At 49.3% G+C, this 26,985-nt stretch carries 22 protein-coding genes, 2 tRNA genes and 2 rRNA genes; 3 read left to right on the top strand and 23 right to left on the bottom strand.

Annotated features, from left to right (window positions below):
- Nucleotides 1–2: 2 nt before the first annotated feature.
- The 4 genes from D3P07_RS20210 to D3P07_RS20195 form a co-directional block, all read right to left on the bottom strand.
- Entirely contained in the window at nt 3–1,004 is a 1,002-nt protein-coding gene (locus tag D3P07_RS20210) for a lipid II:glycine glycyltransferase FemX (RefSeq protein WP_119802074.1), read from the bottom strand.
- Nucleotides 1,004–2,230 carry a carboxylate--amine ligase gene (locus tag D3P07_RS20205; protein ID WP_119802073.1) on the bottom strand — a complete coding sequence of 409 codons (1,227 nt, stop codon included), beginning with the start codon at nt 2,228–2,230 and terminating at the stop codon, nt 1,004–1,006. Before D3P07_RS20205 ends, D3P07_RS20210 begins: the two co-directional genes overlap by 1 nt.
- An 18-nt stretch (nt 2,231–2,248) precedes the next feature.
- Nucleotides 2,249–4,096 (bottom strand): asparagine synthase (glutamine-hydrolyzing), encoded by a 1,848-nt coding sequence (gene asnB, locus D3P07_RS20200; RefSeq protein ID WP_119802072.1) that lies wholly within the window; start codon nt 4,094–4,096, stop codon nt 2,249–2,251.
- A 212-nt stretch (nt 4,097–4,308) separates the two neighbouring features.
- Nucleotides 4,309–7,257 carry an S-layer homology domain-containing protein gene (locus tag D3P07_RS20195; RefSeq protein ID WP_182914427.1) on the bottom strand — a complete coding sequence of 983 codons (2,949 nt, stop codon included), beginning with the start codon at nt 7,255–7,257 and terminating at the stop codon, nt 4,309–4,311.
- A 403-nt stretch (nt 7,258–7,660) separates the two neighbouring features.
- Here D3P07_RS20195 and D3P07_RS20190 point away from each other — a divergent pair, with 403 nt between their 5' ends.
- The gene (locus tag D3P07_RS20190) at nt 7,661–8,464 is read left to right on the top strand and encodes a DUF4097 family beta strand repeat-containing protein (RefSeq protein ID WP_119802070.1); all 804 of its coding nucleotides are present in this window, start codon (nt 7,661–7,663) and stop codon (nt 8,462–8,464) included.
- Between the two features lie 73 nt (nt 8,465–8,537).
- Here the strand turns inward: D3P07_RS20190 and D3P07_RS20185 are convergent.
- Nucleotides 8,538–8,613, bottom strand: a tRNA-Arg gene (locus D3P07_RS20185).
- Nucleotides 8,614–8,742: 129 nt separating this feature from the next.
- Between D3P07_RS20185 and D3P07_RS20180 the strand changes: the two genes are divergently transcribed.
- The gene (locus D3P07_RS20180) at nt 8,743–9,141 is read left to right on the top strand and encodes an alpha/beta fold hydrolase (protein WP_147384548.1); all 399 of its coding nucleotides are present in this window, start codon (nt 8,743–8,745) and stop codon (nt 9,139–9,141) included.
- A gap of 96 nt (nt 9,142–9,237) precedes the next feature.
- Here the strand turns inward: D3P07_RS20180 and D3P07_RS20175 are convergent, their stop codons facing one another.
- The 4 genes from D3P07_RS20175 to D3P07_RS20160 all read right to left on the bottom strand — a co-directional run bounded on the left by D3P07_RS20175 (nt 9,238) and on the right by D3P07_RS20160 (nt 13,441).
- Entirely contained in the window at nt 9,238–10,665 is a 1,428-nt protein-coding gene (locus D3P07_RS20175) for a hypothetical protein (protein WP_119802068.1), read from the bottom strand.
- Nucleotides 10,652–11,206, bottom strand: a complete 555-nt coding sequence (locus D3P07_RS20170) for an RNA polymerase sigma factor (protein WP_119802067.1) — start codon at nt 11,204–11,206, stop codon at nt 10,652–10,654. Before D3P07_RS20170 ends, D3P07_RS20175 begins: the two co-directional genes overlap by 14 nt.
- A gap of 241 nt (nt 11,207–11,447) precedes the next feature.
- Nucleotides 11,448–12,755, bottom strand: coding sequence for a polysaccharide deacetylase family protein (locus D3P07_RS20165; protein WP_119802066.1), 1,308 nt, complete (start codon nt 12,753–12,755; stop codon nt 11,448–11,450).
- Entirely contained in the window at nt 12,755–13,441 is a 687-nt protein-coding gene (locus tag D3P07_RS20160) for a hypothetical protein (RefSeq protein ID WP_119802065.1), read from the bottom strand. The genes D3P07_RS20165 and D3P07_RS20160 overlap by 1 nt, the downstream gene beginning before the upstream one ends.
- Nucleotides 13,442–13,664: 223 nt before the next feature.
- On the opposite strand from D3P07_RS20160, the gene D3P07_RS20155 reads away from it, so the two are divergent.
- Nucleotides 13,665–14,021, top strand: a complete 357-nt coding sequence (locus D3P07_RS20155; protein ID WP_259391612.1) for a DUF4870 domain-containing protein — start codon at nt 13,665–13,667, stop codon at nt 14,019–14,021.
- 141 nt (nt 14,022–14,162) lie between these two features.
- On the opposite strand, the gene D3P07_RS20150 is transcribed toward D3P07_RS20155, so the two are convergent.
- The 14 genes from D3P07_RS20150 to D3P07_RS20085 form a co-directional block, all read right to left on the bottom strand.
- Nucleotides 14,163–15,227, bottom strand: coding sequence for a Rossmann-fold NAD(P)-binding domain-containing protein (locus tag D3P07_RS20150; protein ID WP_147384547.1), 1,065 nt, complete (start codon nt 15,225–15,227; stop codon nt 14,163–14,165).
- 114 nt (nt 15,228–15,341) lie between these two features.
- Nucleotides 15,342–15,494, bottom strand: coding sequence for a small acid-soluble spore protein P (locus D3P07_RS20145; RefSeq protein WP_119802063.1), 153 nt, complete (start codon nt 15,492–15,494; stop codon nt 15,342–15,344).
- A 51-nt stretch (nt 15,495–15,545) separates the two neighbouring features.
- A complete protein-coding gene (locus D3P07_RS27180; RefSeq protein WP_182914426.1) occupies nt 15,546–15,719 on the bottom strand; it encodes a hypothetical protein in 174 nt (57 codons plus the stop codon).
- 12 nt (nt 15,720–15,731) lie between these two features.
- The gene (locus D3P07_RS20140) at nt 15,732–16,079 is read right to left on the bottom strand and encodes a hypothetical protein (protein WP_119802062.1); all 348 of its coding nucleotides are present in this window, start codon (nt 16,077–16,079) and stop codon (nt 15,732–15,734) included.
- A gap of 74 nt (nt 16,080–16,153) precedes the next feature.
- Nucleotides 16,154–17,971, bottom strand: a complete 1,818-nt coding sequence (locus D3P07_RS20135) for a glycoside hydrolase family 30 beta sandwich domain-containing protein (RefSeq protein ID WP_119802061.1) — start codon at nt 17,969–17,971, stop codon at nt 16,154–16,156.
- 191 nt (nt 17,972–18,162) lie between these two features.
- Nucleotides 18,163–18,251, bottom strand: a tRNA-Ser gene (locus D3P07_RS20130).
- Nucleotides 18,252–18,377: 126 nt separating this feature from the next.
- A complete protein-coding gene (gene serS / locus D3P07_RS20125; protein ID WP_119802060.1) occupies nt 18,378–19,658 on the bottom strand; it encodes a serine--tRNA ligase in 1,281 nt (426 codons plus the stop codon).
- 68 nt (nt 19,659–19,726) lie between these two features.
- Complete coding sequence (pdxT, locus tag D3P07_RS20120; RefSeq protein ID WP_119802230.1) at nt 19,727–20,311, bottom strand: pyridoxal 5'-phosphate synthase glutaminase subunit PdxT; 585 nt, start codon at nt 20,309–20,311, stop codon at nt 19,727–19,729.
- A 66-nt stretch (nt 20,312–20,377) separates the two neighbouring features.
- The gene (gene pdxS / locus D3P07_RS20115) at nt 20,378–21,259 is read right to left on the bottom strand and encodes a pyridoxal 5'-phosphate synthase lyase subunit PdxS (RefSeq protein ID WP_119802059.1); all 882 of its coding nucleotides are present in this window, start codon (nt 21,257–21,259) and stop codon (nt 20,378–20,380) included.
- 121 nt (nt 21,260–21,380) lie between these two features.
- Complete coding sequence (locus D3P07_RS20110; protein ID WP_259391626.1) at nt 21,381–22,670, bottom strand: D-alanyl-D-alanine carboxypeptidase family protein; 1,290 nt, start codon at nt 22,668–22,670, stop codon at nt 21,381–21,383.
- 425 nt (nt 22,671–23,095) lie between these two features.
- A complete protein-coding gene (gene guaB / locus D3P07_RS20105; RefSeq protein WP_119802058.1) occupies nt 23,096–24,553 on the bottom strand; it encodes an IMP dehydrogenase in 1,458 nt (485 codons plus the stop codon).
- 142 nt (nt 24,554–24,695) lie between these two features.
- Nucleotides 24,696–25,883, bottom strand: coding sequence for a GNAT family N-acetyltransferase (locus tag D3P07_RS20100; RefSeq protein WP_119802057.1), 1,188 nt, complete (start codon nt 25,881–25,883; stop codon nt 24,696–24,698).
- Nucleotides 25,884–26,642: 759 nt separating this feature from the next.
- Nucleotides 26,643–26,759: ribosomal RNA gene (rrf, locus tag D3P07_RS20090) — 5S ribosomal RNA — on the bottom strand.
- A 62-nt stretch (nt 26,760–26,821) separates the two neighbouring features.
- A 23S ribosomal RNA gene (locus D3P07_RS20085) occupies nt 26,822–26,985 on the bottom strand; the annotation flags it as partial.

Raw genomic sequence — 26,985 nt, 5'->3', positions numbered from 1 at the left:
TGCTACTTGCTAATAAACGTCCGATAAGCTTCTTCGTTCAATACTCGATCAATCTCGCCAATGTACTCCGAGTAACGATCCGGATGACAGAATCCTTCCTTGAACCGGTACAGACCGTCCGATTGATCGAGCTTGAATACGCCGCCGAAGTCATAACGAGCCTTTCCTTGCTCTACCGCCCACTTGATCATTTCCCATTGCAGCAAATGAGGGGCCATCAAGTTGCGTTTTTCATTGGCGCTTGCCCCATAGATATACCAGGTTTTGTCTCCATAGCTGATCGCGACCGCGGCGGCAATGGTATCCCCTTCATGCTCCGCCAGATAGACGCGCGTGTAATCCTTATACGCTTCCAGCATTCTTGCAAAATAGTTATACGGACGGTACGAGATGCCATGCCGGTTGCTCATGACCACATACAACTGATGGAACAGCTCCAGATCGGAAGATTCGGTGCTGTAACGGGTCGTCACACCTTTGCGTTCCGACAGGCGGATATTGTAGCGCGTCTTGGAATGAAAACTCTCCAGCAGCTCCTGCTCCGTCTTGCCCATCAGATCAAGCACCATGTTGTAGCGCGGCTGCGTCGTATCCTTGGAGGATACATTGCGGTTGCGCAGCACATAACCCAGCTCCGCATATTGCTTATGCAGTTCTTCGTCATAAGCCGTCTCCGGATCGATCCGCAGCACGAAGGCTTGATGATCGCGCGCAGCCGCCTCGGCTTCCTGTATCAGGCGGTCTACGAGCGCTGTATCTCTCGGGTTACATACAGGCCCTTTGCAGCAATACGCAAGCTTCTGCTCGCCTACCGCATTGACCATCAGCACCGACATCGCAGCGATGATCTCGCCCGCTTCCTCCAGGTAGACGTATAGAGGAATCCAATTGTTCTTGACCTCGGACCAGCCTGTATCCTGCGTGGCGGTCGCGAACGGAGAATTGCGCAGGAAACGCTCGTAGCGCGCAAGCTCGGTTTCATTCGTGATGTCTACGATCGGCATTACAAACTTCCTTTCTGCTCGTAAAATTGCTTGTACCGGTCTTCGTAGCTTTTATAATACTTGCGGACATGCCACCAGCGCTTAATCGCTTTATCGGCATCATATTGAAGCGTCATGCAGTACTTCTTCTCCTTGATCAGCCGTTTCATATAGATGACAGCCTCCTTGTCCTCCGTATACGTCAGCGCCACTTCTTTCGGCACGCCAAGCCACAGATGCTCCGTCTTCGCATAGACCGCAGGCTCATGCTTGCCGTAGACAAGGCTGTCTACTATAAACTTGGCCAAATTGTACCCGCTTCCTGTTGTGAAGAAGCTGCTTCGGCCTTGGCGAAGGTTAATCTCGAAGATTTTGTACTTGCCGTCTCTCGCATCATACTTCATATCAAAGTTGGCAAGCCCTGTATAGCCGATCGCTTCAAGGAATTGCTGGTACTGCTTGTAGATATCCTCGTTGTACTCGTTGACGATAGCCACGTAGTTGCCTACCAGAGATGGCGTACAATCCTCCAGCAGCGGCCTTCCGAGACACATAAGGCGAACTTTGCCGTTCTGGTCCGAATAGGCGTTCAATACGCGCATATGAGAATCATCGCCTGGAATAAAGTCCTGCACAATCATCGTTCCAGTATATGACGAGCCGTAAATCGCCTCCAGCGTGCGTTCCAGCTCCGACTGGTCTTTTATAATATAAGCCTTCTTCTTGCCTTCGAACGAAGCTTCCAGATAAGCGATGCTATCCGCCGGCTTCAATGCGACTGGGAAGTCGAACGGCAGTTCTACCTTATCCTTGTTCGCCCTCGTCACCAGATAGGTGGACGGGAAGTCGAGGCCATATTGCTCGCAGAGCGCGTAGAAACGGTCCTTGTACAGCAGCTCGTCAATCCACTTCTCCGCGACGAACGGCAGCTCATAATGGGCGGCCAGCTTGTCCTGATTGCGGATAACAAGCTCTGCATAGCTGTCGCTGCTGGCAATCAGCACAAGCTTCTCCGCCTCTTGCTTCAGCTCATTCGCGAATGCGATCATCGCATCCGCGAAAACGTCCGGCTCATCCAAGTTCTCGACGACCTTAATCGTCGTAATATCGGAGAAGTTCGTCATGAAGAGACGGCCCTTGCCGATGCAGCGGCTCGTTACGCCGTATTCCATATGGAAGGAACGCGCCATCCCGTACGCGTTAATATCTGTGCCCAAGATTACCGGGATGAAATCCTGCTTTGCCACGAGATCGAACCCCATTTCCTACATATCAATGAAAAATCGCTTATACCATACCAAAAATACATACGTCGTCCACACATAACGCGCGCGGTTCTTGCGGCCATGATAATGCTCATCCAGATAACCCATCAATACCTCGGTATTGAAGAAAGCTTTGGCATATTCCGAGGAGAAGGTCTCCTTCACCAGCTTGTAATACCGCTCCTCGCGCAGCCAGTGACGGACCGGCACCGGGAAGCCCAGCTTCGGACGGTTCGCCCATTCCTCAGGCAGATCCTTGAGCGCTGCCTGACGAAGCGCATACTTCGTATCGATTGCATTGACCCGGTAGCGTGACGGCAGCTTCTTGCCGAGCTCCATCACCCGCTTGTCCAGGAATGGCACCCGCAGCTCGATAGAGTGAGCCATGCTCATTTTGTCCGCCTTAAGCAAGATATCGCCCGGGAGCCACAAATGAAGATCGAGATATTGCATCTTCGTCACGTCGTCCGCGCCCTTCACCCGGTTATACACCTTGCCGGTAATGCTGGATACAGAAGGTCCTTTGCGGAAATCAGGCGTCAAGACGCCCAGAGCATCCTCTTCGCTGAAGATAACTGCCTCCCCGATGAAACGCTCCTCCACCTTCTGGCCACCCTTGACCATGAATTCCGTAATCCGGTTTTTCGGGAGCTTCTTCCCGAGATGGTGAGCTGCACGGCGGATGCCGTACGGAAGCTTCTCGTACTTCTCCATCTTCGGTGAATTCTGGTACCATGGGTAGCCGCCGAAGATCTCATCTGCGCCCTCGCCTGACAACACGACCGTGACGTCCTTGCGCGCCAATTCCGCGAGGAAGTAGAGTGGCAGCGACGAGAGATTGGAGTGTGGCTCGTCCATATGATACTGAATCGTCGGAAGCGCGTTAAAGCATTCTTCCGCTGTCACCATTTTGCGTTCATTCTGCACATTCAACTGCTCGGACAAATCCTTGGCCAGATTCGTCTCGTTGAACATCGCCTCATAGTCGGCGAAGCCGACGGAGAATGACTTGTTCGGGCGCAGCAGCGAAGTAATATAGCTGGAGTCGATACCGCCGGACAGGAAGGAACCAACCTTCACATCGCTGATTTTATGCGTCGCTACCGATTCCTTCATTGTCTCGTGGATCTCCTCCACATAATGCTCAAGCGTATTCTCTTCCTCGCGGAACGCCTTGTCCCAATACTGCTCGATCTTGATCTCGCCGTTCTTGATGATCATATAATGGGCTGGCGGCAGCTTGTACACGCCCTTGAAGAACGTCTCGTCCATCGCCGAATATTGGAATGTCAGATATGGCCGAAGCGCGTCCTTGTTCAGTTCCTTCACGAAGGAAGGATGCGGCAGGAACGACTTGATCTCCGAGCCGAAGATGAAGGTATTATCCACGGTATGGCGCGTATAGTAAAGCGGCTTGATGCCGAAGCCGTCGCGTGCGATAAACGTCGTATCGTTGCGCTTATCCCAGATACAGAACGCGAACATGCCGCGCAGACGCTGCATCATCTCTGTACCGTAAGCGAGATAGCTATATATAAGCACTTCGCTATCCGAGGATGTGCGGAAGTTGTAGCCTTGCGCCTGCAATTCCTCGCGAAGCTCCTGGAAATTGTAGATCTCTCCATTAAAGACGAGCACGATATTGCCGTCCTCACTATACAGCGGCTGGTTCGCCGCCGTGGACAAGTCGATAATGCTGAGCCTGCGGAAGCCGAGTACGATGTCCTCGTCCTCATGCACGCCGCCGCTATCCGGCCCGCGATGGATAATCGTTTCAAGCATATGTTCCATTACCGTTGAATGGTCAATTGTATTTTTTCCTTTTATATATCCGACAAAACCGCACATATTATTTCACCTCTATGTTCATATCCATACCATTTTACCATAGGCGATCCTATTCCCCTACTATACCGGCAGCAAAGGAAAACAAAGCCTGTTTATAAGGCAATTAGTCCTCTTCCATGATACCTTCTCGCTGGTTGGTTGTCGACTTATGGCGGTATACGCCAGCAATTTCATCTATAAAAAAACTGGCCCGCATAGGGCCAGCTTTTTAACTACGGTGTTGGTTTCCATGTTTTTTTCGGCTTGTATCCATCCGCTACATGGTCTTCATCGTAAGTAACTGGAATGATAATATATCCAATAGCATTAAACTCTTCATCGAAGAAGATAAATGATATAAATTGATCTAAGATCTCTTTGGAACCATATTCGCTTTGGAAATTGTGGATATACCTCCAAGCATGCGTTCCGGTCATTCCTTCCGGAATATCACTTAAATTACTAAGAGGAGGACCCGAGAATCCATCCGCCACTACTCCAAGTTTGACTTGTTCTAAAGTATATGCATCAGGAAAATCACTGACTTCGTCATATAGACTTTGAAATGAATCCATATAATATTTGGCATTTGGCAATGCTTCTCTAATTTTATCAAAATCATAGTAATAGACTGCTCCACTACTAAGCGGATCGGACAGATAAGGTTTATTTATAAATTCTTCAATTAATTCTTGCTTCGTGAAAGGTACAATACTAATTCCCACATCTTTCGTTATTCTCTCGATCGGAGTGAAATCATAGTTATAAATCCCTTCAGCAAGAACGCTATCCTCTCTGGTTACTTCTACATAGAATGATCCCGTCTTTTCAGCGACCGATAACTCACTTTCGTTCAATTGTGCCACCTTATATGTGCCGCTACCAATCACTGTTCGATCATCTTGAGATCGGTAAACCGTGATTAAATCTGTGTCTAACAATTTGATCCCGTTTACAATAATGCCGCGCAAAGCATACTGATTTGTCCATGTGCCTGCATTGATATTATAGGAATTGTTTCGTTCGATTTTAAAAGCTTCTTGAATTGATCTTGGGTGATAGAAAATAATTGAATAATACTTGTCGCGTTTCCCATCGCCGCTAGTAACAGTAATCGAAATTCTCAGGTCTTGATGAGGTTTGATCTCAAGAGCAAGAACATCATTTTTAAAGTCCCCATATCGAAACGTTTTTTTATTCCCCTCTGTAACAGTGTAATTATATGTTGCATTAGCAAGCTCTGGCTTTACTATACTTAATTCAAATGTTGTTGGGGCTTCCACATCATTAACAACACTGTATGTGAAAACATTAGGATCAAATCCCAAGATGCCGGTGGGATTGTAAGACCAATCTAATTGATTCAGGGTAAAGTCACCGACCGCAAGGCCCTTAAGATCGGCCATTTTACATTCATCACTGCCACAAGGTTCTGGCGACGGGTTTGGCGATTCACTTGGTGATTCGCTTGGCTTTGTGCTTGGCGATTCACTTGGTGATTCGCTTGGCTTTGTGCTCGGCGATTCACTTGGTGATTCGCTTGGCTTTGTGCTCGGCGATTCACTTGGCGATTCGCTTGGCTTTGTGCTCGGCGATTCACTTGGCGATTCGCTTGGCTTTGTGCTCGGCGATTCACTTGGCGATTCGCTTGGCTTTGTGCTCGGCGATTCACTTGGCGATTCGCTTGGCTTTGTGCTCGGCGATTCACTTGGCGATTCGCTTGGCTTTGTGCTCGGCGATTCACTTGGCGATTCGCTTGGCTTTGTGCTCGGCGATTCACTTGGCGATTCGCTTGGCTTTGTGCTCGGCGATGGCTTAGGAGTAGCTACCGGTCCAGTACTGCCACCTGTATTCGGGTCAGGCGTACCGCTTGGTTGCACAGCTCCTGCACCGTCTACTTTGCTTGGCTGAGTCTCGAAGTTAGAGCCTTGAGCACCTCTATTTACGACCGCATCTTCAATTTTACCTTGTCCCAGCATTGAAGTTATCGTATCCAAAATCAGTTTCAAGACAGAAGCTTCTTTATCAATCGTAATCTTGTTGTCATTGGCCCCAGCTTGGACATTAAGGGAATTAACAGAGCCTTTTGGAATATTAACCTTAATATTAGAAGAAATTACACTTACATTCTCAAATTGCCCCAGCAGCTCAACTTGTGATCCTGATGGCAATTCCTTGCCAATATCAACGTTAGAGAATCCTGTATCCGTCACAAACGACTCTTCCAGCTTCGCTGGCGATTGAACGAGGACATGCTGAATGGTAGATGCCCCCGCCACAACCACCCTGACAGAACCATCTGTTTTATTTACGGTTATTCTAAGGATGACGGAATCCTCGAAGTGAACGGAATTCTCTCCGCCACCCTGAACAAAGGTTTCACCTTTCACGCGAACACCTTTGAAATGTACATCCCCATCTCCGACCTCTTTGGCTACTGTCAAGTTACCGGTTACCACTACATTCTTTAATGTAACATCAGCAGCGGCGACTACGACATGACCGTAGATCGTCTCCACATCGGACTCTGGACCGTATTCGCCTGCTTTGTCATAAACAACGGTTTGATTCAAGGCCGTGTCCAACATCGTAACTGCTTGAGCTCTTGTCAAAGGTTGTTCTGGCCCAAATGTGTCCTCCGAATATCCTTTTATAATGCCTTTTTCATATAGGGACAAAATCGCAGACTGGCTGGAAGTCGATAGGTTCAGAATATCAGAAAATGGCTCTTTATCGCTTGACGCAGCTTGTCCCAATTTAAGCAGCTTGCTGACCATCAGTGCGGACTGTTCACGAGTTACAGGCTGACTAGGTCTGAAGGTTTGATCAGGGTAACCACTAACATAACCCTCTTCAACAGCTATAGAGACAGGTGTATATACCCAATGTGCCTGGGGTACATCTGAGAATGAAACCTCTTTATTCTCTTCCTGCAATCCAAAAGAACGATTAACCAGAGCAACGAATTCTCCCCTCGTAATCTCTTTATCCGGTTTAATAGAGCCATCCTCATAGCCCTTTATTAAATCTGACTCCACCCATTTTATTAGAGTAGCCTTTGCCCAGTGACCATCCAGATCACTAGATGAAGCCGCTCCTACCGAACTAAACATTGAAAATGATAGCGCAACTACCATTAACATACTTAGCCATTTTTTGACTGATCTCTTCTGAACGTGCATATTCTTCCTCCATTTCATATTGACCACTAATATGGAATTGCTATAACTCCAAATACATTATAAGACAAAATTATCAATAATTCGACTGAAATCTTCAAAATAATAGGACGATTAGCACGCAAACGTAGTAAACAAGTTCTAAAGTTTGTGGATTGAGTATCTATTTCGCATCGTTATCAAGTTCCGGTTGTTGGAACGACCATCTAAAGGCCTACCCAATTGTAAAAACAGACGTTCTTACACGACCAAGCCTTAAGTCTAGTACCGTTCACCGACGGAGGTCTGTTTTGCTCGAGGCCGTTTTTCTCTATAATGTAAGGCATGAGTTAAAATATGGATACGGCGAGGACGCACAAGTCCTTGAAGTGGTTATAGACACTTGGAACGGAAAAGGGGATCTATCATGAAAAGTTATCAAAAAATTAGTTTGCTAGTTACAGCCACCATGCTGGCAATCGCTCTGACAGCTTGCAGCAGCACTGTCAATAAGCTTACGGATAAAGTTGTCATCGGTGAAGGCTCTGGTTCAGGGGAGGTCGTCTCCAAGGGCAAGCATACATTCCAGGCTAATGAATTTGAGAGCATAAAAGTCGTTACAGAAGCGATGTTGATTGATATTGTTCGCAGCAAATCCGAGCAGGCCGAGGTTGAATTAATGGCTGACAGCAAGGTGGAGAAGGATATAACCTTTAATGTAGCGATCAAAAATGACGTGCTTGAAATTGAGACCAAGGAAAAAAACAGCAAAATAATCGGCGATAATCGTGGGGAACGCCGTTTGATTATCTCTTTGCCTGAGAAACAGTATGACAAAGTTACCATTAACAATAACTTCGGCGCGATTGAGGGATCGCAGCTGAATATGAATACACTTAATGTCAAAAACGATGTCGGCTCCATCCGATTGAGCAGCATTATTGGGGCGATGCATCTCGAAACAGCTACCGGCGATATTCAAATCGATGGTGTTAGCCTGAACAACGACCTTATTGCCAAGACGGAGGTAGGTACCATTCGCGTTCAATTAAACGAATCTCCCGCTGCGGCTGACGTAAGCCTGAAAAGCGAGGTCGGCAATGTCGCCAGCAACCTCGAGGCGATTGAATACACAGTTAATACCAAGCGAGAAATAACAGGCACAATCGGTACAAAGGGACCTCGGTTGGAGGCATCTGTATCTGTCGGTTCCGTTACGGTAGAAGCATAAAACCTGTCAAAAAGGGGTTGGCCGAATGATGGCCAACCCCTTAACTGTCTTCTTATCGTGATACGGGCAATACTGGCGGCCCCGAGATGAATCGAACATCCGACACCACGTTTAGGAAACGTGTGCTCTATCCGCTGAGCTACGGGGCCACAGCAATTTTCATTATAGCATAACTAACGGATTGAGCAAAAAGGGATTTTTGCAATTGGTTACGGCATCTGCGCCGGGAAATCAGTTTTTAAAGCTGCGGTCCAAAGGATGGCGAGCCTCTTATCCTGTTGCACGCAATGGGATTCAGTTCTACGGTATGGTTCCCGAACATTGAAGTGCTGGCAAAGAAACACTGCGTCTATGCGATTGATTATATTGGCGACTTGAATAAGAGTGCGCCAACCTCCATACCGGCCAACCGGGAAGCGTGCGGGGAATGGATGGATGATGTCCTTCGTGAGCTCCAGGTAGACACCTTCTCTCTGGGCGGTATTTCGTATGGCGGTTTTCTGGCCTTGAATTATACGATTTATGCTCCCTATCGAATCCAAAAGCTGTTTTTGCTCAGTCCCGCCGCCACTTTTGTTCCGCTTCACCAGACCTTTATTAACCGAATCATCGCTATGGCTGCCATCCCGATGAAGTGGAATGTGCGAAGATTCATGCCGAACTGCTGCCGGGTGTAGGGCATATGATGAACTTGGAGAATCCGGCGGAGGTGAATAAGCGACTGGAACGGTTTTTATATGAATGATGATTATGTTTGTTTGAACGATTACTTTTTATTTCGGGTACATCACATTCCCATCTCTATCTAATGCTTCAAAGGTATAATCAAAGGTATCTTCTTCTTTATTTCTCGGATCGTAATGAACAAAGAAGCGATCCCCTTGCTTATTAGCCGTTAATACTAAATCTATCTTCACACCCTCTGAATCCTTCAACTGCAGCTTCTCAACTTCCGGATCGCGAATAAACCCAAATACGAAGGCGTACTTATCCATCGCTCCCCAAGAGTAATGGAAGAATGCATTGCCCGTAGACACGGTTGAATGGCTGTCATATTCCAAGGCAGCAGATACACCCATTATTGCGGGGAGCAATATTCGATTGGATTCATCATTCTTCTCTTCCGTTAAGTTAACGACATACATCTTGTATCCTTTGACTGGCGTGCTTTTATTATAATCTGCCAAAAACAACATTTGTGATCCATCTTGCATGATCTTCTTATCCAACATTTCAATATACGGATGGTTGACAGCTCCATCTGATATCTCTCTCCACTCCTTCTGAGAGAGGGCGCTGAAACTGTCCATATTTTGAAGACTCCTGCTATATCGCTGTTTGATCCGGCCTTCCGTATCGACTAGCATCAGTCTACCGGTTAGACTGTTCAGAGCCTCAATCGTGATTGCCCCCTCGCTCAGCTCAGGCGACAAGACCTTAAACCAAAAGCGCTGACCGCCGGAATGACTGAGCTGCAATGCGGTTTCCTGCTTCCCTGATGAATTGGCAAAGCGCACTTCCGTCAGCCGCTCATTCAGTACATATCCGAATGCGAACCTTATTGTACGACCATCCTCATGCCGGTAGGAGCCCCAATTGTACGTCATCCAATCATTGTCGGCCTGTTCTTCATAAGTCTTTGGCCCTTTAAGCGGTATCGCGGAGAAGGTGGTCGACACCTTATACGGTTCATTCCCGTCCTTCTTTACCTCTACGGCAAGAAGCTCATACGCGTAATCCACTCCCCCCTTCCTCGCCATGAAGAGCAGCTGACTGTCTTCATCAAGAACCTCCCGATAGAGCATCTCCATTCCATCCAGCTTCGTCTTGCCCTCCAATAATCCGTTCCAGTCCAGCTCCGCCAGCTGAGGACCCAGTTGATAATCCGGCTGCAGCTCCCCAAGGGCCGTCGCTGCTTTCTCCTTTGTCGCAGGCGTCCAATTATCCTCATTGTTCGACGCATGATACCCCTCAATCGGAAGTGCCGAGCCCCCGTCTGATCCCGATAACCACATATCCCTGGACAAAAAGACGACCGAAATCGCAACTACGCAGGCCGCAAAAGCATATGCTATTCGTTTTCGCCATGCACCCGTTCTATTCCTCGGCGCCAATATGCTCTCTACAGATATCGAGACCTGCTTTCCCGGTACGGGCCGCTCCCGCAGCGCCCGCTCCAAGTCGACGTTATACTTCGTCATGCTCCGAACCTCCTTTGTACCGCCCAGCCAGCTTCGTTCTGGCATGATGCAGGCGCGACTTGACCGTGCCTAATGGAAGATGCAGCATCACCGCAATTTCCTCTTGCGTCAATTCGTGATGAGCATGAAGCACCAGCACTTCCCGATGCTTAACCGGTAGTTCCAGCACAAGCTGCCAGGCTTCCGACGTCTGCAAGCGGTCCATCGCTTGTTTCTCCGCTGACGGGGCACTGACACCAGCCTCCCTCATCTCGCCCATTAACAGCACCCGCCGGAAAAAGCCGCTTTTCATCCGGTTGAAGCTGATATTGCGTGTTATACGCAGCACCCAGTTTTTGATCGAAGCCTCGCCGCGGAATGTGTGCAGCTTCTCATACACTTTCAGGAATACATCCTGCGCGATATCATCGGCCAAATCTGCACTGCGCGTAATGGAGAACGCGTAATCCCATACGTCATTGCGATACGCGTGAATGAGATCCTGCAGCACCTGCTCCCGATCATAGCCGTCAGCCAGCGTATTCAAATAGGTAAAATCCAACTCCTGCTCACCTCCACACCTATACAGACAACCAAGCGACAGATATCGTTCATTTTTTGCCAAGAAAAAAAGGACCCTACGGTCCCTTCCCTTATCCACTTAACGCAACGGGTCGCCATAAGCTACATGCCAGTGAAGATGCTTGGAGTCCTGATATTGTCCCAAGGATTCGACATGTTCTCCCGCTTCCCTGCATGAAAAAAGCAGCCCCCTGCGACGAATGCCGCATTCGGACTGCCGATTATTGAAAGATGGCGAATTTCAAGTCTTGCTGCTTCAACAATTCGATAATGTCAGGCAATGCCTCTAGTGTCGCTTTCTTCTCATGCAGGACATAGATGCCGCCCGACGGATCGGTTTGCTCAAAATATTGCATAATATCTTCCGCCGCATTCGTGCGCCAATCCTCGGGATCACGATTCCACATCAGCATTTTCATGCCCATATCCTCTACGGTGTCGGACAAGCGGTCATTCATTGACCCGTACGGCGGACGGAATAGGGAGACGGATTGCCCGATAAACGGCTCCAGCTTCTCATTAGCCCCCGCAATATTGCTCGCCATCTTGTCGTTCTTCTGTGTAGCCAGATTGCTATGGTCCCAGGAATGATTGCCAACAGCCATGCCTTGTTCATGTGCATAGGCAACGGATTCCGCATTGTTGCTTACATTTCTCCCGACAAACAAAAATGTCGCCGCCACCTCATGCTTGATCAATTGATCCACAATATCCTTCGTATAAATAGAAGGACCATCGTCAAAGGTCAAGGCGACGTACCCCTTTGGCAGGCTGTAATAAGGCTCGCCGATGATAAGCTCTATGACTTCTGCAACGGCAGGCTTTTCTGCGGCTTCTTCCGATGCAGCAGCTTGTTCTGGTTCTACAGGGAGGTTGGCCGCCATGACAGCTCCGCTGCCTTCCTCGCCTTGCGCCTGTACGAAATGATCGTTCAGTCGCGAGGCCATCTGCTCTTGAGCCGTATCCACTGTTGCCGCTACCGGGACTTGAAGCTCCTTTAGCGCATCCCCTTGATTCGCCAAGAAGCTGCCCTCCAGCTCAAACCAGGCTGCATATAGTACGCAAGTCAAGACGAGCAGACGAAAGGAGGCGGCCATCATCCGTGTTATTTTTGTAACATATGTATTCGTGCTTGCAAGTGAAGCCTTCTGTTCCGCCGGCGGTTCCTCTCCGGTGCGATCATCTCCCGCCAGATCAGGCCAATCCCCTAGGCGAAGCTGCTCGATGAGATCCGTATACAGCTTGGAGCATGTGAAATAATGCGTCTCGCTCCGCTGGCGGTTCGACTTGATGATAGAGCTGTAATGTACTTCTCGATAAGGATCCCAGCTGGTGTATAGCGATAATCTCGCCCTTTCCCCCTCGCTCGGTCCCAGCAGAAGCAATTGCTGGCCGGTGCTCTCATCGACTTCCAGTGCGGTTACATGACGCTGCCCATCCCGTTCAATTGCTAGCTGCAACTCATGGCGGCCATGCTTAACTTCCAGCGACAACAGCTCGATCGTCTGCAAGGCTTCCGTTTTCATCATTAGTTATCTCTTCCTAATGGCGCAGACATCCGATTAGTAAAGTCACTGATCATATTGGCCAGATAAACCTTCTCCTGATGCGTCGCGTCGTACTTCTGCTTCAGATGCTGATTCTCAACTTCCTGTCTGCCCATCTTCTCCTCAAGCTCATGAATGCGCTTATTTTTCTCCCCAAGCGTATCATTGTGCTTCTGAAGCAAGCCATTGTATTTCTGCTGCTCCAACTCAATGACACTCTTGAGTTCTTCAATTTCCGTCGACATCTTCCGTTGCAGCTCACGGTAATCCTCTACAACTTGATCGACCTTCATGTTCTTGTCCACAATTTTCTGTTCCAACTCATGAATGCTCTTCTCGCGCTCTTCAATCACTTTGTTCAAGTGACGCGCATCGCGATTCAGCCGCTCGATATTGCCGCCGGCATGAGCCAGACGATCCTGAAGCTCATTCACTTGAAGCTCCGTATGCTGCTTGGCCTGAATCATTTGTTCTACTGCAAAGATCAGATCCAGCGACTTTTTATCCATTTTCGCCTTGTCTGGAACATTAGCCCCATACGCCTTATTCTCGTCTCCCGCTTCTATAGCAAGGTCGGCTTGCTCAGGTGCGGGTCCCGGAGCTAGGTCCTGCGGCTGGTCGCTGGGCTTCTCCGATGATTCTTTTTTCTTGAAAAAGGGAGAAATCATATTCTTTGTCACCTCTTATCGGTTCATGTAAAATTTTGTCGAAGTTAATTAGTTCTATTATAAATAAAATTTCCGCAATTTAAGTGGGACTTTATGTCTATCAAATAAAAACGATTCTTTTGTACTAGATTTGAGCAAATAGGACTACAGATCGTGAAATGGAGCATATATTGCAAGTGGAGTGCTTTCATTAAAGACGTTACCCTATGAGGAGGAGTGTGGCTTGTACGATCCGAATCCGGTCTCAAAGGATGATCAAACCTTCGGCATGCTGTGCCATCTGGTGGCCTTCAGCACCTTTTTCATTCCGTTTGGCTCCATTATTGGCCCGCTATTGATTTGGCTAATCAAGAAAGACCAGTCCCCCTATGTGAACGAACATGGCAAGGAATCGCTCAACTTTCAAATCAGCATCCTGATCTATTGCATCATCTCCTCTATTCTTATCATTGTGTTTATCGGCGTTCTGCTTCTGATTGCCATCGGCATCACTTGGTTCATCCTCGTCATCATCGCTTCGATAAAAGCCAATGAGGGCAGCGTATACCGCTACCCGCTTACAATTCGATTCATCAAGTAATTGAGACTACAGCTCCTACACGAACAGCCCGCTCCTCTCTAGCCGAGAGACAGCGGGCTAATTTCAATTATATAGATAAAATAAAATCCCCTTCTGGCAGCTCTCAGGCCGGCAGAAGGGGATTACATGATACGTCAGACCTTACAGCCCAGCCGCACCACCGAACAGCTCAGCAAGCTGATCTGTCGTCAAAGCGTCTGTCGGAAGTGCAGGGAACTCGATTTTCTTATTCAACTCCGAATACTGAGCTGAGAAAGTGCCGCCGAACTTCCCATCCAGGCCGCTCTCTGGATCCTTCATTTGGACCGAGATTTTGCCGCCTTGGTACACCAGGTATTTGTCCTTGATGCCGCCTGTAACTTCCAGAACGTTAAATTTCAAATCATTTTGAAGCAGGTTAAGCAGTTCTGTCTTATTCGTATCCAGGTTCGCCTTTACTTCTTCCAGATCAGCCTTCTCGATGCCGGCTGTTTCCAGGTAGGCTTCATTGTTCATCAGGATATCCAAAATTTCTGGAAGCGCCTTGTTCACGATCGTCTCTACCGTCTGAGGGTAGTTTTCAACGTCTATCGCGAATTTCACCACTTGGTCAACTTTAAGGCCTTCAGGCAATCCCGCCTCTTCAGCCTTCACATTGCTGAAATAGGTCTTCTCGTCAAAGTGCTTCAGCAGCGCCGCAGACAGATCCTGCGCCATCTTCTGCTGCTCGGCAACATTCAGGTTCAGGCTATCTACGCCTTCCTGCTTAGCCAGCTCTTCCAGGTCAAATTGAATGTACTTGCCTACGATAGACTCCGGTATACCGAACATCGGCAGAGAGGGAACTTGAATGTACATGACCTTCTCTGTCATAATCATCGGCACCGCCAGCTTCATATCCATCATGCCCGGCAAAATGACTTCTAGGTTAACGTCTGCCCGCATAGGTTCCGACGAATAAGCTACGTCTGCTTTAATAGTTGCGTCCTTCACGATGCCTGCGACTTGAGCCGGCGAGAACATCGAAGCATCAACGCCGCCTGCCTCAGGCAATTCCAGCTCGTCGAGCTGCATCGTCATGGACATTTTGTAGGATTCCGCCGCCATTGTCTTGGCTGTCGCTGCTTCGAGCGCTGCCTTCGGCGGTGCCACACTGCTGCATCCTGCGATAATCATCGTCAGAATAATCATGGTGATAAGTGCTGCTTGCTTTACTTGCTTCATCAATCGGTTTACCTCCACTATCTGTTTTGTAAGCAACTCCATTCTATACTATATTTAGGTGATTGGATAGCCGATGGGCAAAAAATACTCCCCGTGTCATAGGACACGGGGAGCATATTAGCCTTCCGGATTGTTATGGGATACGTGGTTCTGCTGCTTCGTTTTCTTGGAGCCGGATAGCGGCTCCTGCAGGCCGTTATCGTGATCCTGCCGCTTCCTCTCATTATGCGGCACGCTCTCGGGAACGGGCACGCTCTTCGGCTTACTCATGACGTTTCCCTCCTATAGTCAATGCTGCTTCACCTTCATTGGAGCAATAGACTAGCGCTGGTTCTTCATATCCACAGGCTGGTCGAAGTTCAGGGAGTCCTGATGACGGCGGTCGTTCTTGTCTTGCTGAAGCTGCTGGGCTTGATGGCTGTTAACCGGTTCCGTCTCCAGCGCCTCCACGACATTGGATAAGTTTTTATCGGCTGTTCCTTTGGCTTTCGACATGCTCGTCACCCCTTACGCATGAGTCAGCTGCTGGAGCGCTTGGGCGCACTCATGCAGATGCCTCTTATAATCATGGATCAATTGTTGAATGATATCCGTACGCTCGTCCACGGCAACGTTGTCCTTCTCCACATCGACCAGTTCCACAGCCACTTCACGGCTGCCGGTATAGGTCACTTTAAAATCAAATTCATACATTTGATGCCCTGCGGAATGTATCGTAACACGCAGCGCCTTGTCGTCCGCCTCATCCTGCTGCACCACGCATCGATCGGAGCTGTTGATGGTCTCCGGCAGCGTACGCTGCCATGCGTCTGCAAGCTGCTGCGGATCAATTCGAAGCTCATCAGATTTCGCCATAAGTAGTAGCACCTCCACAACGTTAAGATGCGATGTGGAGGCGCTTTTTATACGAATATCATCCCGCGACTATGCTACTGTGTCTCCAAGATGAACGTTTCCCAGCCCGACGCAGTTGCCCGGTTCGCAATTAGCGGACTTGCGCCCGCATCCTCGGCCGTAACGAACAGATTGTTAGCCGCTGAGCGCAGCGTAACACCACCGCTTACGTTCGACAGCTGGAAGGTCTCCCAGGTCCCGATCGTGTCGCTCCTGGCGAATAACGGACTGCTGCCGGCGTTCTCTGCCGTGACATACTTGCCGTTTGCCAGCGACCGGAAGGCAACATTGTTGTTGCCAAGATTGATTCTTTCGAATTTCTCCCATGTGCCCACAGCGGTACGATTGGCAATCAACGAAGCGCTGCCTCCATTCTCCGCCGCTACATAGCGTTGATTCGCCTGTGCCTTGATGGCTACGACGGGATTGGCGCCCGCTATGGTGCCATGCCACTTGAACGTAATCGCCGTTTTGGCCGGCACATTGTACGTGAAGCTTTGATTGCCCCATTTCACCTTTATGGATTGCGAGTAGTTCTGATTGTTGTACGCGACTACTACCTTGGAACCATCCGGGTTTTTGAACGCGACATTCTGCATATTATTGAAGTTCGGCGACGCGATTCTGACAGCTCCCGGCACGACAAACTTGCTGAATTGTCCAACGGCATAATACTGATTGCGATACGTCACTTGATCCGTACCGTCGCTGCGAATAAGCAGCATCCCATGGTTGATGCTGTTCGGAAGCACGGATGGGCCATTGTTCTGATCCAGTGCCAAATTCCAGGCGATGAAGGACTTCGACCAGTTCCGCGGTATCGAGATAAGCTCCCACATCATGTTGTCAAAGGACGGATTCCAAGTCCCAAAGCCGCCTTCCGTAAACCATATATCTTTGGTCGGATATTTATCCCGAATCGTCGACATCGCGGAAGGATTGCCGCCGTAATGGTGGTAGGCTGTGCCTGCAATATAGCTATTGGCTGCAGGATCGGCAAGCAACTGATCCGGGAAGGACGTATTATCCCAGTTAAAGTCGTAGCCCATTATTTTCGTAGTAAGCCCCGCTTGCTGAATGGAAGGCCCCAGATTGTTTTTGATGAAATTAATTTGGTCGGTAACCGACATATAAGTGGTAGGATAATGATCGATTTGCAATCCGGGTTCATTCAACGGGCTTATGGCATAGATCGGAATGCCTTGAGCCTGATAGGCTTGAATAAATTTCACCAAATAATTAGCGTAGCTTCCATAGTATTGGGGTAACAAATAGCCGGTATTCATCGGATGGGTGGCATTCGGATATTGGCCGGCTTTCATCCATCCCGGAGGGCTCCAGGCAGCTGCCATGACTTTTACTTGAGGATTGACGGATAACGCTTGCTGCACCCTCGGAACGATATAAGGCATATCTCGGGCGATGGAGAAGTTGTTGAGGTTAGGATCGTTGGCTGTATCATTATAGCTGTATATTTCCCAGTTGAAGTCGGAGGCCCCGATGGTCCGGCGCAGCAGACTGAGACCGATTCCGGTCGAACCGAATAGCCGCTCGTATACTTCGGCGCGTTTGGCATTGCTAAGCCTGTACGTAAGCAGCCACGCTGAAGCATCTGTGATGGACACGCCGAAGCCGTCCATCTGCTGATAAGCAATATTCTCATTCACGTCAATTGTAAGCGGTGCTGAGCCGCTATCTGGACCGAAATTCACATTCGCCTCTCTTGTCAGAGCTTTGCTAAGCGATTCATTCGTCGTCCATACCTCGACCGACTCTCCGGCTGCGGATACCGAAGGCATTACTGCAAGCATAATGAGGGAAAAGCTTAAAGCCAATTTGATGAATCTAAGCATGACAACACTCCTTTTCATAAGAATGATCATGTCTTTCCCATCAAGCCCCATTAGCATATCATCGTCTTTATTAATGAGAATAGGCGTCATTCTTTAGATGACGTGTTTATTTTTTTAGAATCTTCGGATGAACAACAAAAAACGCCCATGCGCTTCTGCGCTGGACGCTGGATATACTTATGAGAATAAGCTGGCGGAGAGGATGGGATTCGAACCCATGTGGGCTTGCGCCCTAACGGTTTTCAAGACCGCCCCGTTATGACCGCTTCGGTACCTCTCCACATATCAAATCGTCACTTAATCGTGACAAAGCTCATTGTACCACAGGTCAAAATTGATAATCAAGCTATTTTCGACCTGTGGCATATACTGTGATTTGAAGAGAAGGTTATCTCCAAATGATAAACTACCGTACTGTAATCTTCTCAACGCCGCCCATGTAAGGCCGCAGAGCCTCCGGAATGACAACCGATCCGTCCGCTTGCTGGAAGTTCTCCAGGATAGCGGCTACCGTACGGCCAACCGCAAGTCCAGAGCCGTTCAGCGTATGTACGAATTCAGGCTTGCTCTTCGGCTCTCTGCGGAAGCGGATGCCCGCGCGCCGTGCCTGGAAGTCCTCGAAGTTGGAGCAAGAGGAGATCTCGCGATACGTGTTGGCGCTTGGAATCCATACCTCCAGATCATAGGTCTTCGCCGATGTGAAGCCCATATCGCCTGTGCAGAGCGTTAGTACGCGATACGGCAGACCTAGCAATTGAAGCACTTTCTCCGCATCAGCCGTCAGCTTCTCCAGCTCATCGTAAGAGTCTTCCGGCTTTACAACCTTGACTAATTCAACCTTGTTGAATTGATGCTGGCGAATAAGACCGCGCGTGTCTCGGCCGGCCGAACCCGCCTCGGAGCGGAAGCAAGCGCTGTAGGCTACGAAGTTAACCGGCAGCTGCTCATGATCTAGAATCTCGTCGCGATGGATGTTCGTCACCGGTACTTCTGCTGTCGGGATCAGATAATAGTCGGTATCTTTGATCTTGAACAGATCCTCTTCGAACTTCGGAAGCTGTCCAGTACCGATCAAGCTATCGCGGTTCACGATATAAGGCGGCAGAATCTCCTCATAGCCATGCTGGTCGCTGTGCAGATCCATCATAAAGCTGATTAGCGCACGCTCGAGCCTCGCCCCAAGTCCGCGATAGAAGGTAAAACGGGAACCTGTTACCTTCGCCGCGCGTTCAAAATCCAGTATGCCGAGCTCATGAGCGACATCGTAATGCGCCTTCGGCTCGAAATCGAATGTCGGCACATCGCCGATTCGGCGAATCTCGACGTTCTCTTCCTCTGATGCGCCTACAGGTACGCTTTCGTTCGGGATGTTCGGGATATTGAGCGTCAGCTCCTCGACTTGAACGTCCATCTCGCGCAATTGGTCGTCCAACTCTTTAATCCGGTCCCCTACCTCGCGCATCTCCACAATGAGGCTATCCGCGTCGCCGCCAGATCTCTTCAGCTTCGCTACCTCTTGGGATACCGTATTGCGGCGGTTTTTCAGTGTTTCGGTTTCTTGAATGAGCTCACGGCGCTTTTGGTCAAGCTCCGGGAAGCCGGCAATGAGGTCCAGCGAAGCGCCGCGGTTGCGCAGCGCCTGCTCCACCTTTTCAAATTCGGTACGCAGCAATTTTACATCTAACACGTTTCTATAAGCCCCTCTCTCGTGAGAGTATTAGTTTTATTCGTTCTTCGTGATGCGCCGAGCTCAGCTTATGCTTTCGCAGCAGCCGCTTCCTTCACCATATCCAGGAAATAAGCATGCAGACGGAAGTCATCTGTCAGTTCCGGATGGTAAGATGCTGCAAGCAGCGTCCCTTGTCTAGCCGTGACGATCTCATCGTTGTACGTCGACAACACCTCTACGCCAGCACCAACTTCTTTGATAAGCGGAGCACGGATAAACACGGCGCGGATGGGCTCGTTAATACCTTTTACGTCCAAGTCTGTCTCAAAGCTCTCGCGTTGACGGCCGAAGGCGTTGCGCGCAACGGTCATGTCCATCAGCTTTAGATGAGCTTCCTCATTTCCTTCAATCCGGTCAGCCAAGACGATTAGACCTGCGCAAGTACCGAATAAAGGCTTGCCTTGGGCCGAAAACTGACGGATCGCATCCATAAATCCGTACTTCCGCATTAACTTGCCAATCGTCGTACTCTCGCCACCAGGGATGATCAGGCCGTGCAACTCCTCAAGCTGCTCTACACGCTTAATAGCGACCGCTTCCGCGCCCGCCGCTTCCAAGCTTCGAATATGCTCTGCTACTGCGCCTTGTAGCGCAAGTACGCCTATCTTCATCGTTATATTCGCCATCCTTTTAAAAGACCGGCCTCCCCCGAAGGCTTGGCCGGCTCATCTGATCTCTTAAATTCCGCGGTCTTGCATACGTTCAGAAGCGTTCAGCTTCGAAATTTCGATGCCTTTCATCGGCGTGCCCAGGTTCTTGGACACCTCAGCAATCAGCTTGTAGTCTTGGTAATGCGTTGTCGCTTCTACGATCGCGCGAGCGAACTTCTCAGGGCTGTCCGATTTGAAAATACCGGAGCCTACGAATACGCCGTCAGCGCCAAGATGCATCATAAGTGCCGCATCGGAAGGAGTCGCTACGCCGCCTGCCGCGAAGTTAACCACTGGCAGCTTGCCTGTTTCGTGTACGCCAAGCAGCAGGTCGTAAGCAACGCCCAGCAGCTTCGCTTCATGATACAGCTCGTCTTTGGACAAGCCTTGGATCTTACGGATTTGGCCGTTGATCAGACGAAGATGGCGTACGGCCTCTACGATGTTGCCTGTGCCTGGCTCGCCTTTCGTACGCAGCATGGCTGCGCCTTCTTGGATACGGCGAAGCGCTTCGCCCAGATCCTTCGCACCGCATACGAACGGAATGGTAAATTCGTTTTTGCTAATATGGAAAACTTCATCCGCTGGCGTCAATACTTCACTCTCGTCGATGTAGTCCACGCCCATGGACTCCAATACTTTCGCTTCTACATAGTGGCCGATACGGGCTTTCGCCATTACCGGAATGGAAACCACTTTCATAACTTCCTCTACAATCGTCGGGTCAGCCATACGGGCTACGCCGCCTGCTGCGCGAATATCCGAAGGAACGCGCTCAAGGGCCATAACCGCCGTAGCACCAGCCGCTTCTGCTACTTTTGCTTGCTCGGCGTTCATAACGTCCATGATGACGCCGCCTTTTTGCATCTCTGCCATACCGCGTTTTACGCGCGATGTACCTGTTTCCATCGTTTAGTTCCTCCTATTATTCATCCCTTGGAATGTTGATCCTACCGTAGTGTTCTAACCATTGATTTTACAGGAACGGCGTGTAATCGACAAGCCTAGAATCCCTGTAAATGGCTCGGAATTAGAATAAATCGAGAATGCTATTAAATAAGTTCGAGAAGAAGTCGCCGATGGCTCGGAAGAACAGACGGAACCAGCCTGCTTTCTCCGCTTCTTCAGTCGTCACAAGATTAACGGTGTAGTCCAAATCCTTGCCTGTAGCTTGGTCCGCATACGTGTACGTCACAGTACCGACCTTCGTGCCGGCGGTGATCGGCGCTACCAATTCGGTCTCCGGTACAAGCTCGAAGCCCTTCATCTCGATCTTAGGCTCCACGCCCTTCATCACCATGAACGTAATATCCTTGTCCGTTACGACAGGAACAGTCTTCTGCTTGCCCTTCTTAATCTTCACCGTTTCCACAGTTTCTACCACGGATTTTGGCGGCAATACCGTCTTTTTCTCAAATGTAGCATAGGCATAGTTGTACAGCTTCGCCGTTTCATAGAAGCGCGCATCTTTCGTGGAAGTATCCATAACCACGCTAATATAGCGCATGTCGCCTCTTTTTACCGTACCCGTGAAGTTGTAACCGGCCGCATTGATAAATCCGGTCTTCATACCGTCTACACCTTCATAAGCCAGATGCTTAAGAGAAATTTTGTTCACATTGGTGCCCAGCATGTAGTTAAAGTTGATCATCGGAGCGGTATCGCGCTCACGGAACTTATAGTCCTGAATGCTTGAGAATTCGAGAAACTCCGGATGCTCAAGCAAGATATGTCGAGATAATCTTGCCACATCGCCAGCCGACATGACCGTTGTATCCTCGAATCCTGTTACACTTGTGAATACAGCCGATTTCAAGCCCAATTCCTCAGCTGTCGCGTTCATTTTGTCGATAAAAGCTTCAAGGCTGCCCGACACTTCAATGGCCAGCGCCTTCGTTGCATCGTTGGCCGAGCCAACCGCCATTGCTATATATAAATCACGAACGGTGTGCTGGTCTCCAGCAGCGAGGAAAATTTGCGATTCCGTGCGATCCGTATCGGCTGCCACAGGATCAACCGTCACGACATTTTCCCAATTCATACGTCCGTTTTTAATCTCCTTAAGTACGATATACTCTGTCATCAACTTGGTCATGCTTGCAATCGGCAGCGGCTGATCCGGATTTACCTCGAATAGCACCTGTCCCGATTCCGCTTCGATGAGGATGGCGGACTTCACTTGCAAGCCTAGCGAATTTTCCGTACTAGGCCTATTGTCGAATCCGACTGCCAGAGCGCCCGTAGCGCCAAACGACAACACAGCCAACCACAACGCCAAACTAGCAGCTATGACCGACAACAACCGAACCGGTCTTCCCATTACCTTCAATGTCGTTTCCCCTTTTCCCATTGATTTATCCAAGCCTAATTGTAACATAGGAGAACACTACAATTAAACCTCTTTCAGGCTGCCGGGAAATGAGAGATCCTTCATAGAAATAATCGTGCATGCGCCTTGCCTGTGGTGCTATTCCCAAGCTTCAAATGCCAGACTGCGCTTGCAATGAATCAACTGCGACTGCTCCCTTCTTGCAACTGCTTTAGAGAAATTTACTCCCATAATCGATTCGAACACGAGCCATCAGAAAATATTACCATCTATTCTTCCTCCGAGTTAAGCCTGCATGATATTCGATGGTTTCTGACTGAGGATGCTGCATCCGTATATTAAAAAACCAGACAGCGACGGCCAATGTCGGCCTATCACTGTCTGGCATATATCCCGTTGTCGGGTCTACATCCATATTATAGAGAGTAGTTAGGAGCTTCTTTCGTAATTTGCACATCATGCGGATGGCTCTCGCGAAGACCCGAACCTGTGATGCGAACAAATTGCGTATCGTTCTTAAGCTCCTCAAGCGAAGCAGTACCGCAATAGCCCATACCGGCGCGCAGACCGCCAAGCAGCTGATGAACGGTGTCAGCCAGCGGGCCTTTGTAAGGAACACGGCCTTCGATGCCTTCCGGAACAAGCTTGTTCTCGTTCTCTTGGAAGTAGCGATCCTTGCTGCCTTCCTTCATTGCGCCAAGCGAACCCATGCCGCGGTATACCTTGAAGCTGCGGCCTTGGAAAATTTCCGTCTCGCCTGGGCTCTCCGCTGTACCTGCGAACAAGCTGCCGATCATAATCGCGCTTGCGCCGGAAGCGATAGCTTTTGTAATATCGCCGGAGTATTTGATGCCGCCATCTGCAATAATTGGCACATTGTATTCCCTAGCCACCGATGCACAGTCGTAAATCGCTGTAATTTGAGGTACACCGATACCGGCGATGACTCGAGTTGTACAGATCGAGCCTGGACCGATGCCTACTTTGATCACGGATGCGCCAGCTTCAATCAAATCACGAGTGGCTTCTCCTGTCGCTACGTTGCCAGCGATAATCGTCAGCTCAGGATAAGTAGTGCGCAGCTTGCGAACGGACTCTAGAATATTGATATGATGACCATGAGCGGAATCGACGACAAGCACGTCGATACCTGCGTTCACGAGCGCTTCTGCACGGTCAAACGTATCCTTGGAGATGCCTACCGCTGCACCGCAAAGCAGTCTGCCTTGCGAGTCCTTCGCTGCATTCGGGAATTGGATTGCTTTCTCGATATCCTTAATGGTGATTAGGCCCTTCAGCGTGTTCTCTTCATCGACGAGAGGGAGCTTCTCGATCTTGTGCTGTTGAAGCAATCCTTCCGCTTCCTGCAGCGTCGTACCGACCGGAGCCGTTACAAGATTGTCACGCGTCATGACTTCATTGATTTTAATGGAGAAATCGTGGACAAAACGAAGATCGCGGTTCGTCAGAATGCCTACTAGCTTCTTGTTGCCATCTACAATTGGCACACCGGAGATACGGTATTTGCCCATAAGCTCTTCCGCATCGTACACATGATGATCCGGTGTAAGCGAGAACGGGTTCGTAATAACGCCGCTTTCGGAGCGCTTCACGCGATCTACTTCTTCGGCTTGCTGTGCGATGGACATGTTCTTATGAATAATGCCGATACCGCCTTCACGAGCAATTGCAATCGCCAAAGCAGCTTCCGTAACGGTGTCCATGCCTGCGCTAATTAACGGAATGTTGAGCTTGATGCTGTCGCTTAACCGAGTAGAGATATTGACCTCTCTTGGAAGCACTTCTGATTTGCGCGGAACAAGCAGTACGTCGTCGAACGTAAGCCCTTCTTTAGCGAATTTCGTTTCCCACACGAGTATGTTCCTCCCTTATTTTCATGGCCTCTGTCGTATATTATTGCAATATTAGCAGAGGGGGTAGGGGCTGTCAAGGCTAGTCCAGTGCCTATAAATCCCGCATTTTCCTGCATTTAAGGTGCCTGAAATTTGACAATCTTCAGAAAAAATCAGGAAGGTACGTCGTTCGTTCGGGAATACGGAGATGTAAGCGATTCATAACGTCAAGCGGACCATGAATGCGATTCAAAGACGATAATTGAGCCACCGATCGGTATCCCAGCATAAGCGTGCTTAAATCCCCCATTTCGATTCGAATCGCATCATTCTGTTGAAAGAGTCCCGGTTCACGGCTTACGCTTGCGTCACCGTTCTCATCAATATGTACCGTAATATCTCCAGCATTCCAAGAAGCATGCGTATCTGTTACTTGAAGATGGAACCTGTCTTCTCCACCTGTGGCAAACGGATACTGCTTCAAAAACGCTTCCACATCCACAATACGCGCCATGAAGTAGGGTACGATGTCCTGCTTGATTCTCGGATTTGGCAGCAAATCCGTCAAAATATCGTCGACCGGCGCACTCAAGATCACGCGATCCAGCATGGAGTCGTGCTGGCCGATGAAGCTCCATAACGCTGCGCGGGCTTCTTCGCATAAAAACACAAATTCGTGAATGGTCAGCTCTTTATTCGTAACTTCATAAATAAGATAACCTTGCCCATTACCTTGGGCATCGCTATAGAGAGCAATATGCCCAGGCTTTCGCTTACTGATTCTTCGCTCCCACCAAAGCTTCGTTCGCTGGAGGGAACCATTGAACTGGCTTGCGTAAGCTTCATATATCGTCTGCACACGCTCATATCCAACGACACGTTCCATTTTACCTGAATACGTTGTTCTTGGAGGCAGTTGATTAGCTTGTATCGTATAAGTTTTGATATCGGTATACGTCCCCCAGCCGAACTTGCGGTAGAACCCGAAGGCAAACGGGGCCAGGAACGATACAGTTTGCCCTTTGGCTCTCATTTCCTGCAGGGAATGAACCAGCAGCTTCCCGACCAGACCTTGCCGGCGGTGCTCCGGCCAAGTCGCCACTCCAGCAACTCCGCCCATGCGAAACGGACGTCCCGCAATGTAGGTCTGCAGATCAAGCACTATTGCTTGTGCCGCCAAACGATCATCAATCAGTACAGCCCAACGATCTGCCGGTTCATGGATAAAATTATGCTTGATCTCTTCTAATTCCGAAGGCGTACGCTTGAATTGAAAGGCGAATTGAGATAACTCCATACTTTCATCATACCTGTCCAGGGACAAGCTTATAATCTGTTCTGCCGTCGACACTTCACATCGCCTCCCATAGTATCTTAAGGATTCCACCAATCTCCTCAACCAAGCTAAATCAAGGATAGACGCACATTAATCTATGGCAACCATAACATGCGCAATGAACGGACGCAAATAGCCGTGAGGTTTCAAGTAGCTTGAACTTGCTTTGGGAGGTTCATCTTCTTCGAGAATGGGTTCAAACACTCTCCTGTGGAGAGTGATCTTTTGATCTTTATCTTTTGATCTTTATCTCTTGCTCTTTAAAAAGTAATCAGCCTACCGCATCCATACGGTAGGCTCTTGTGCTTGGCGATGTCCATTCCGCACCGGATGAATAGGCTTCGAAGCGCTGCATCACGGTCGGCGTCTGAACCTACCGCTAAGGCCGGGCCCGCATCGCCGAGTTGCTTCGATGAAAAGATTCGGACACTCTCCCAGCAGGGAGAGGAACGTCGCCAGGGGACTTTGGGATGAAGGGCTTCGCCTATCCCAAAGTCCCCGAACGCACAAAAAACCTGCCGCAGTGATCTGCGGCAGGCCATTTTGTGCTTGGCGACGTCCATTCCGCACCGGATGAGTAAACTTCGTAGCTCTACATCACGGTCGGCGTCTGAACCTACCGCTAAGGCCGGGCCCACATCGTCGAATTGCATCGATCAGAAGGTTCAGACACTCTCCCAGTTGGGAGAGGGAAGTCACCAAGCGGTTCGCACGTTGCGAAGCTCGTACGAACAACAAAAAACCTACCGCAAATTCATGCGGTAGGCTATCTGTGCTTGGCGACGTCCTACTCTCCCAGGACCCTGCGGTCCAAGTACCATCGGCGCTGAAGGGCTTAACGGTCGTGTTCGGTATGGGAACGCGTGGTTCCCCTTCGCCGTCATCACCAAACGATCAAGGGTTTGCACCTTGAAAACTGGATACGAAAGTAACTGTTGAATCATCCTTAGCAGTAGGATAAGCCCTCGACCGATTAGTATTCGTCAGCTACACACATTGCTGTGCTTCCACCCCGAACCTATCAACCTCGTCGTCTTCAAGGGGTCTTACTAATTGGGAAATCTCATCTTGAGGGGGGCTTCACGCTTAGATGCTTTCAGCGCTTATCCCGTCCGTA

This window comes from Paenibacillus sp. 1011MAR3C5 (assembly GCF_003591485.1).
GTDB lineage: Bacteria > Bacillota > Bacilli > Paenibacillales > Paenibacillaceae > Pristimantibacillus.
This window is presented reverse-complemented; position numbering and strand designations above follow the sequence as displayed.

What these genes read in the sequence shown, in the direction of transcription:
- D3P07_RS20210 (WP_119802074.1), bottom strand. Translation starts at nt 1,004, where the DNA reads ATGCCGATCGTAGACATCACGAATGAAACCGAGCTTGCGCGCTACGAG.
- asnB (WP_119802072.1), bottom strand. Translation starts at nt 4,096, where the DNA reads ATGTGCGGTTTTGTCGGATATATAAAAGGAAAAAATACAATTGACCAT.
- D3P07_RS20195 (WP_182914427.1), bottom strand. Translation starts at nt 7,257, where the DNA reads ATGCACGTTCAGAAGAGATCAGTCAAAAAATGGCTAAGTATGTTAATG.
- D3P07_RS20190 (WP_119802070.1), top strand. Translation starts at nt 7,661, where the DNA reads ATGAAAAGTTATCAAAAAATTAGTTTGCTAGTTACAGCCACCATGCTG.
- D3P07_RS20175 (WP_119802068.1), bottom strand. Translation starts at nt 10,665, where the DNA reads ATGACGAAGTATAACGTCGACTTGGAGCGGGCGCTGCGGGAGCGGCCC.
- D3P07_RS20165 (WP_119802066.1), bottom strand. Translation starts at nt 12,755, where the DNA reads ATGATGAAAACGGAAGCCTTGCAGACGATCGAGCTGTTGTCGCTGGAA.
- D3P07_RS20160 (WP_119802065.1), bottom strand. Translation starts at nt 13,441, where the DNA reads ATGATTTCTCCCTTTTTCAAGAAAAAAGAATCATCGGAGAAGCCCAGC.
- D3P07_RS20145 (WP_119802063.1), bottom strand. Translation starts at nt 15,494, where the DNA reads ATGAGTAAGCCGAAGAGCGTGCCCGTTCCCGAGAGCGTGCCGCATAAT.
- D3P07_RS27180 (WP_182914426.1), bottom strand. Translation starts at nt 15,719, where the DNA reads ATGTCGAAAGCCAAAGGAACAGCCGATAAAAACTTATCCAATGTCGTG.
- D3P07_RS20140 (WP_119802062.1), bottom strand. Translation starts at nt 16,079, where the DNA reads ATGGCGAAATCTGATGAGCTTCGAATTGATCCGCAGCAGCTTGCAGAC.
- D3P07_RS20135 (WP_119802061.1), bottom strand. Translation starts at nt 17,971, where the DNA reads ATGCTTAGATTCATCAAATTGGCTTTAAGCTTTTCCCTCATTATGCTT.
- pdxT (WP_119802230.1), bottom strand. Translation starts at nt 20,311, where the DNA reads ATGAAGATAGGCGTACTTGCGCTACAAGGCGCAGTAGCAGAGCATATT.
- pdxS (WP_119802059.1), bottom strand. Translation starts at nt 21,259, where the DNA reads ATGGAAACAGGTACATCGCGCGTAAAACGCGGTATGGCAGAGATGCAA.
- D3P07_RS20110 (WP_259391626.1), bottom strand. Translation starts at nt 22,670, where the DNA reads ATGGGAAGACCGGTTCGGTTGTTGTCGGTCATAGCTGCTAGTTTGGCG.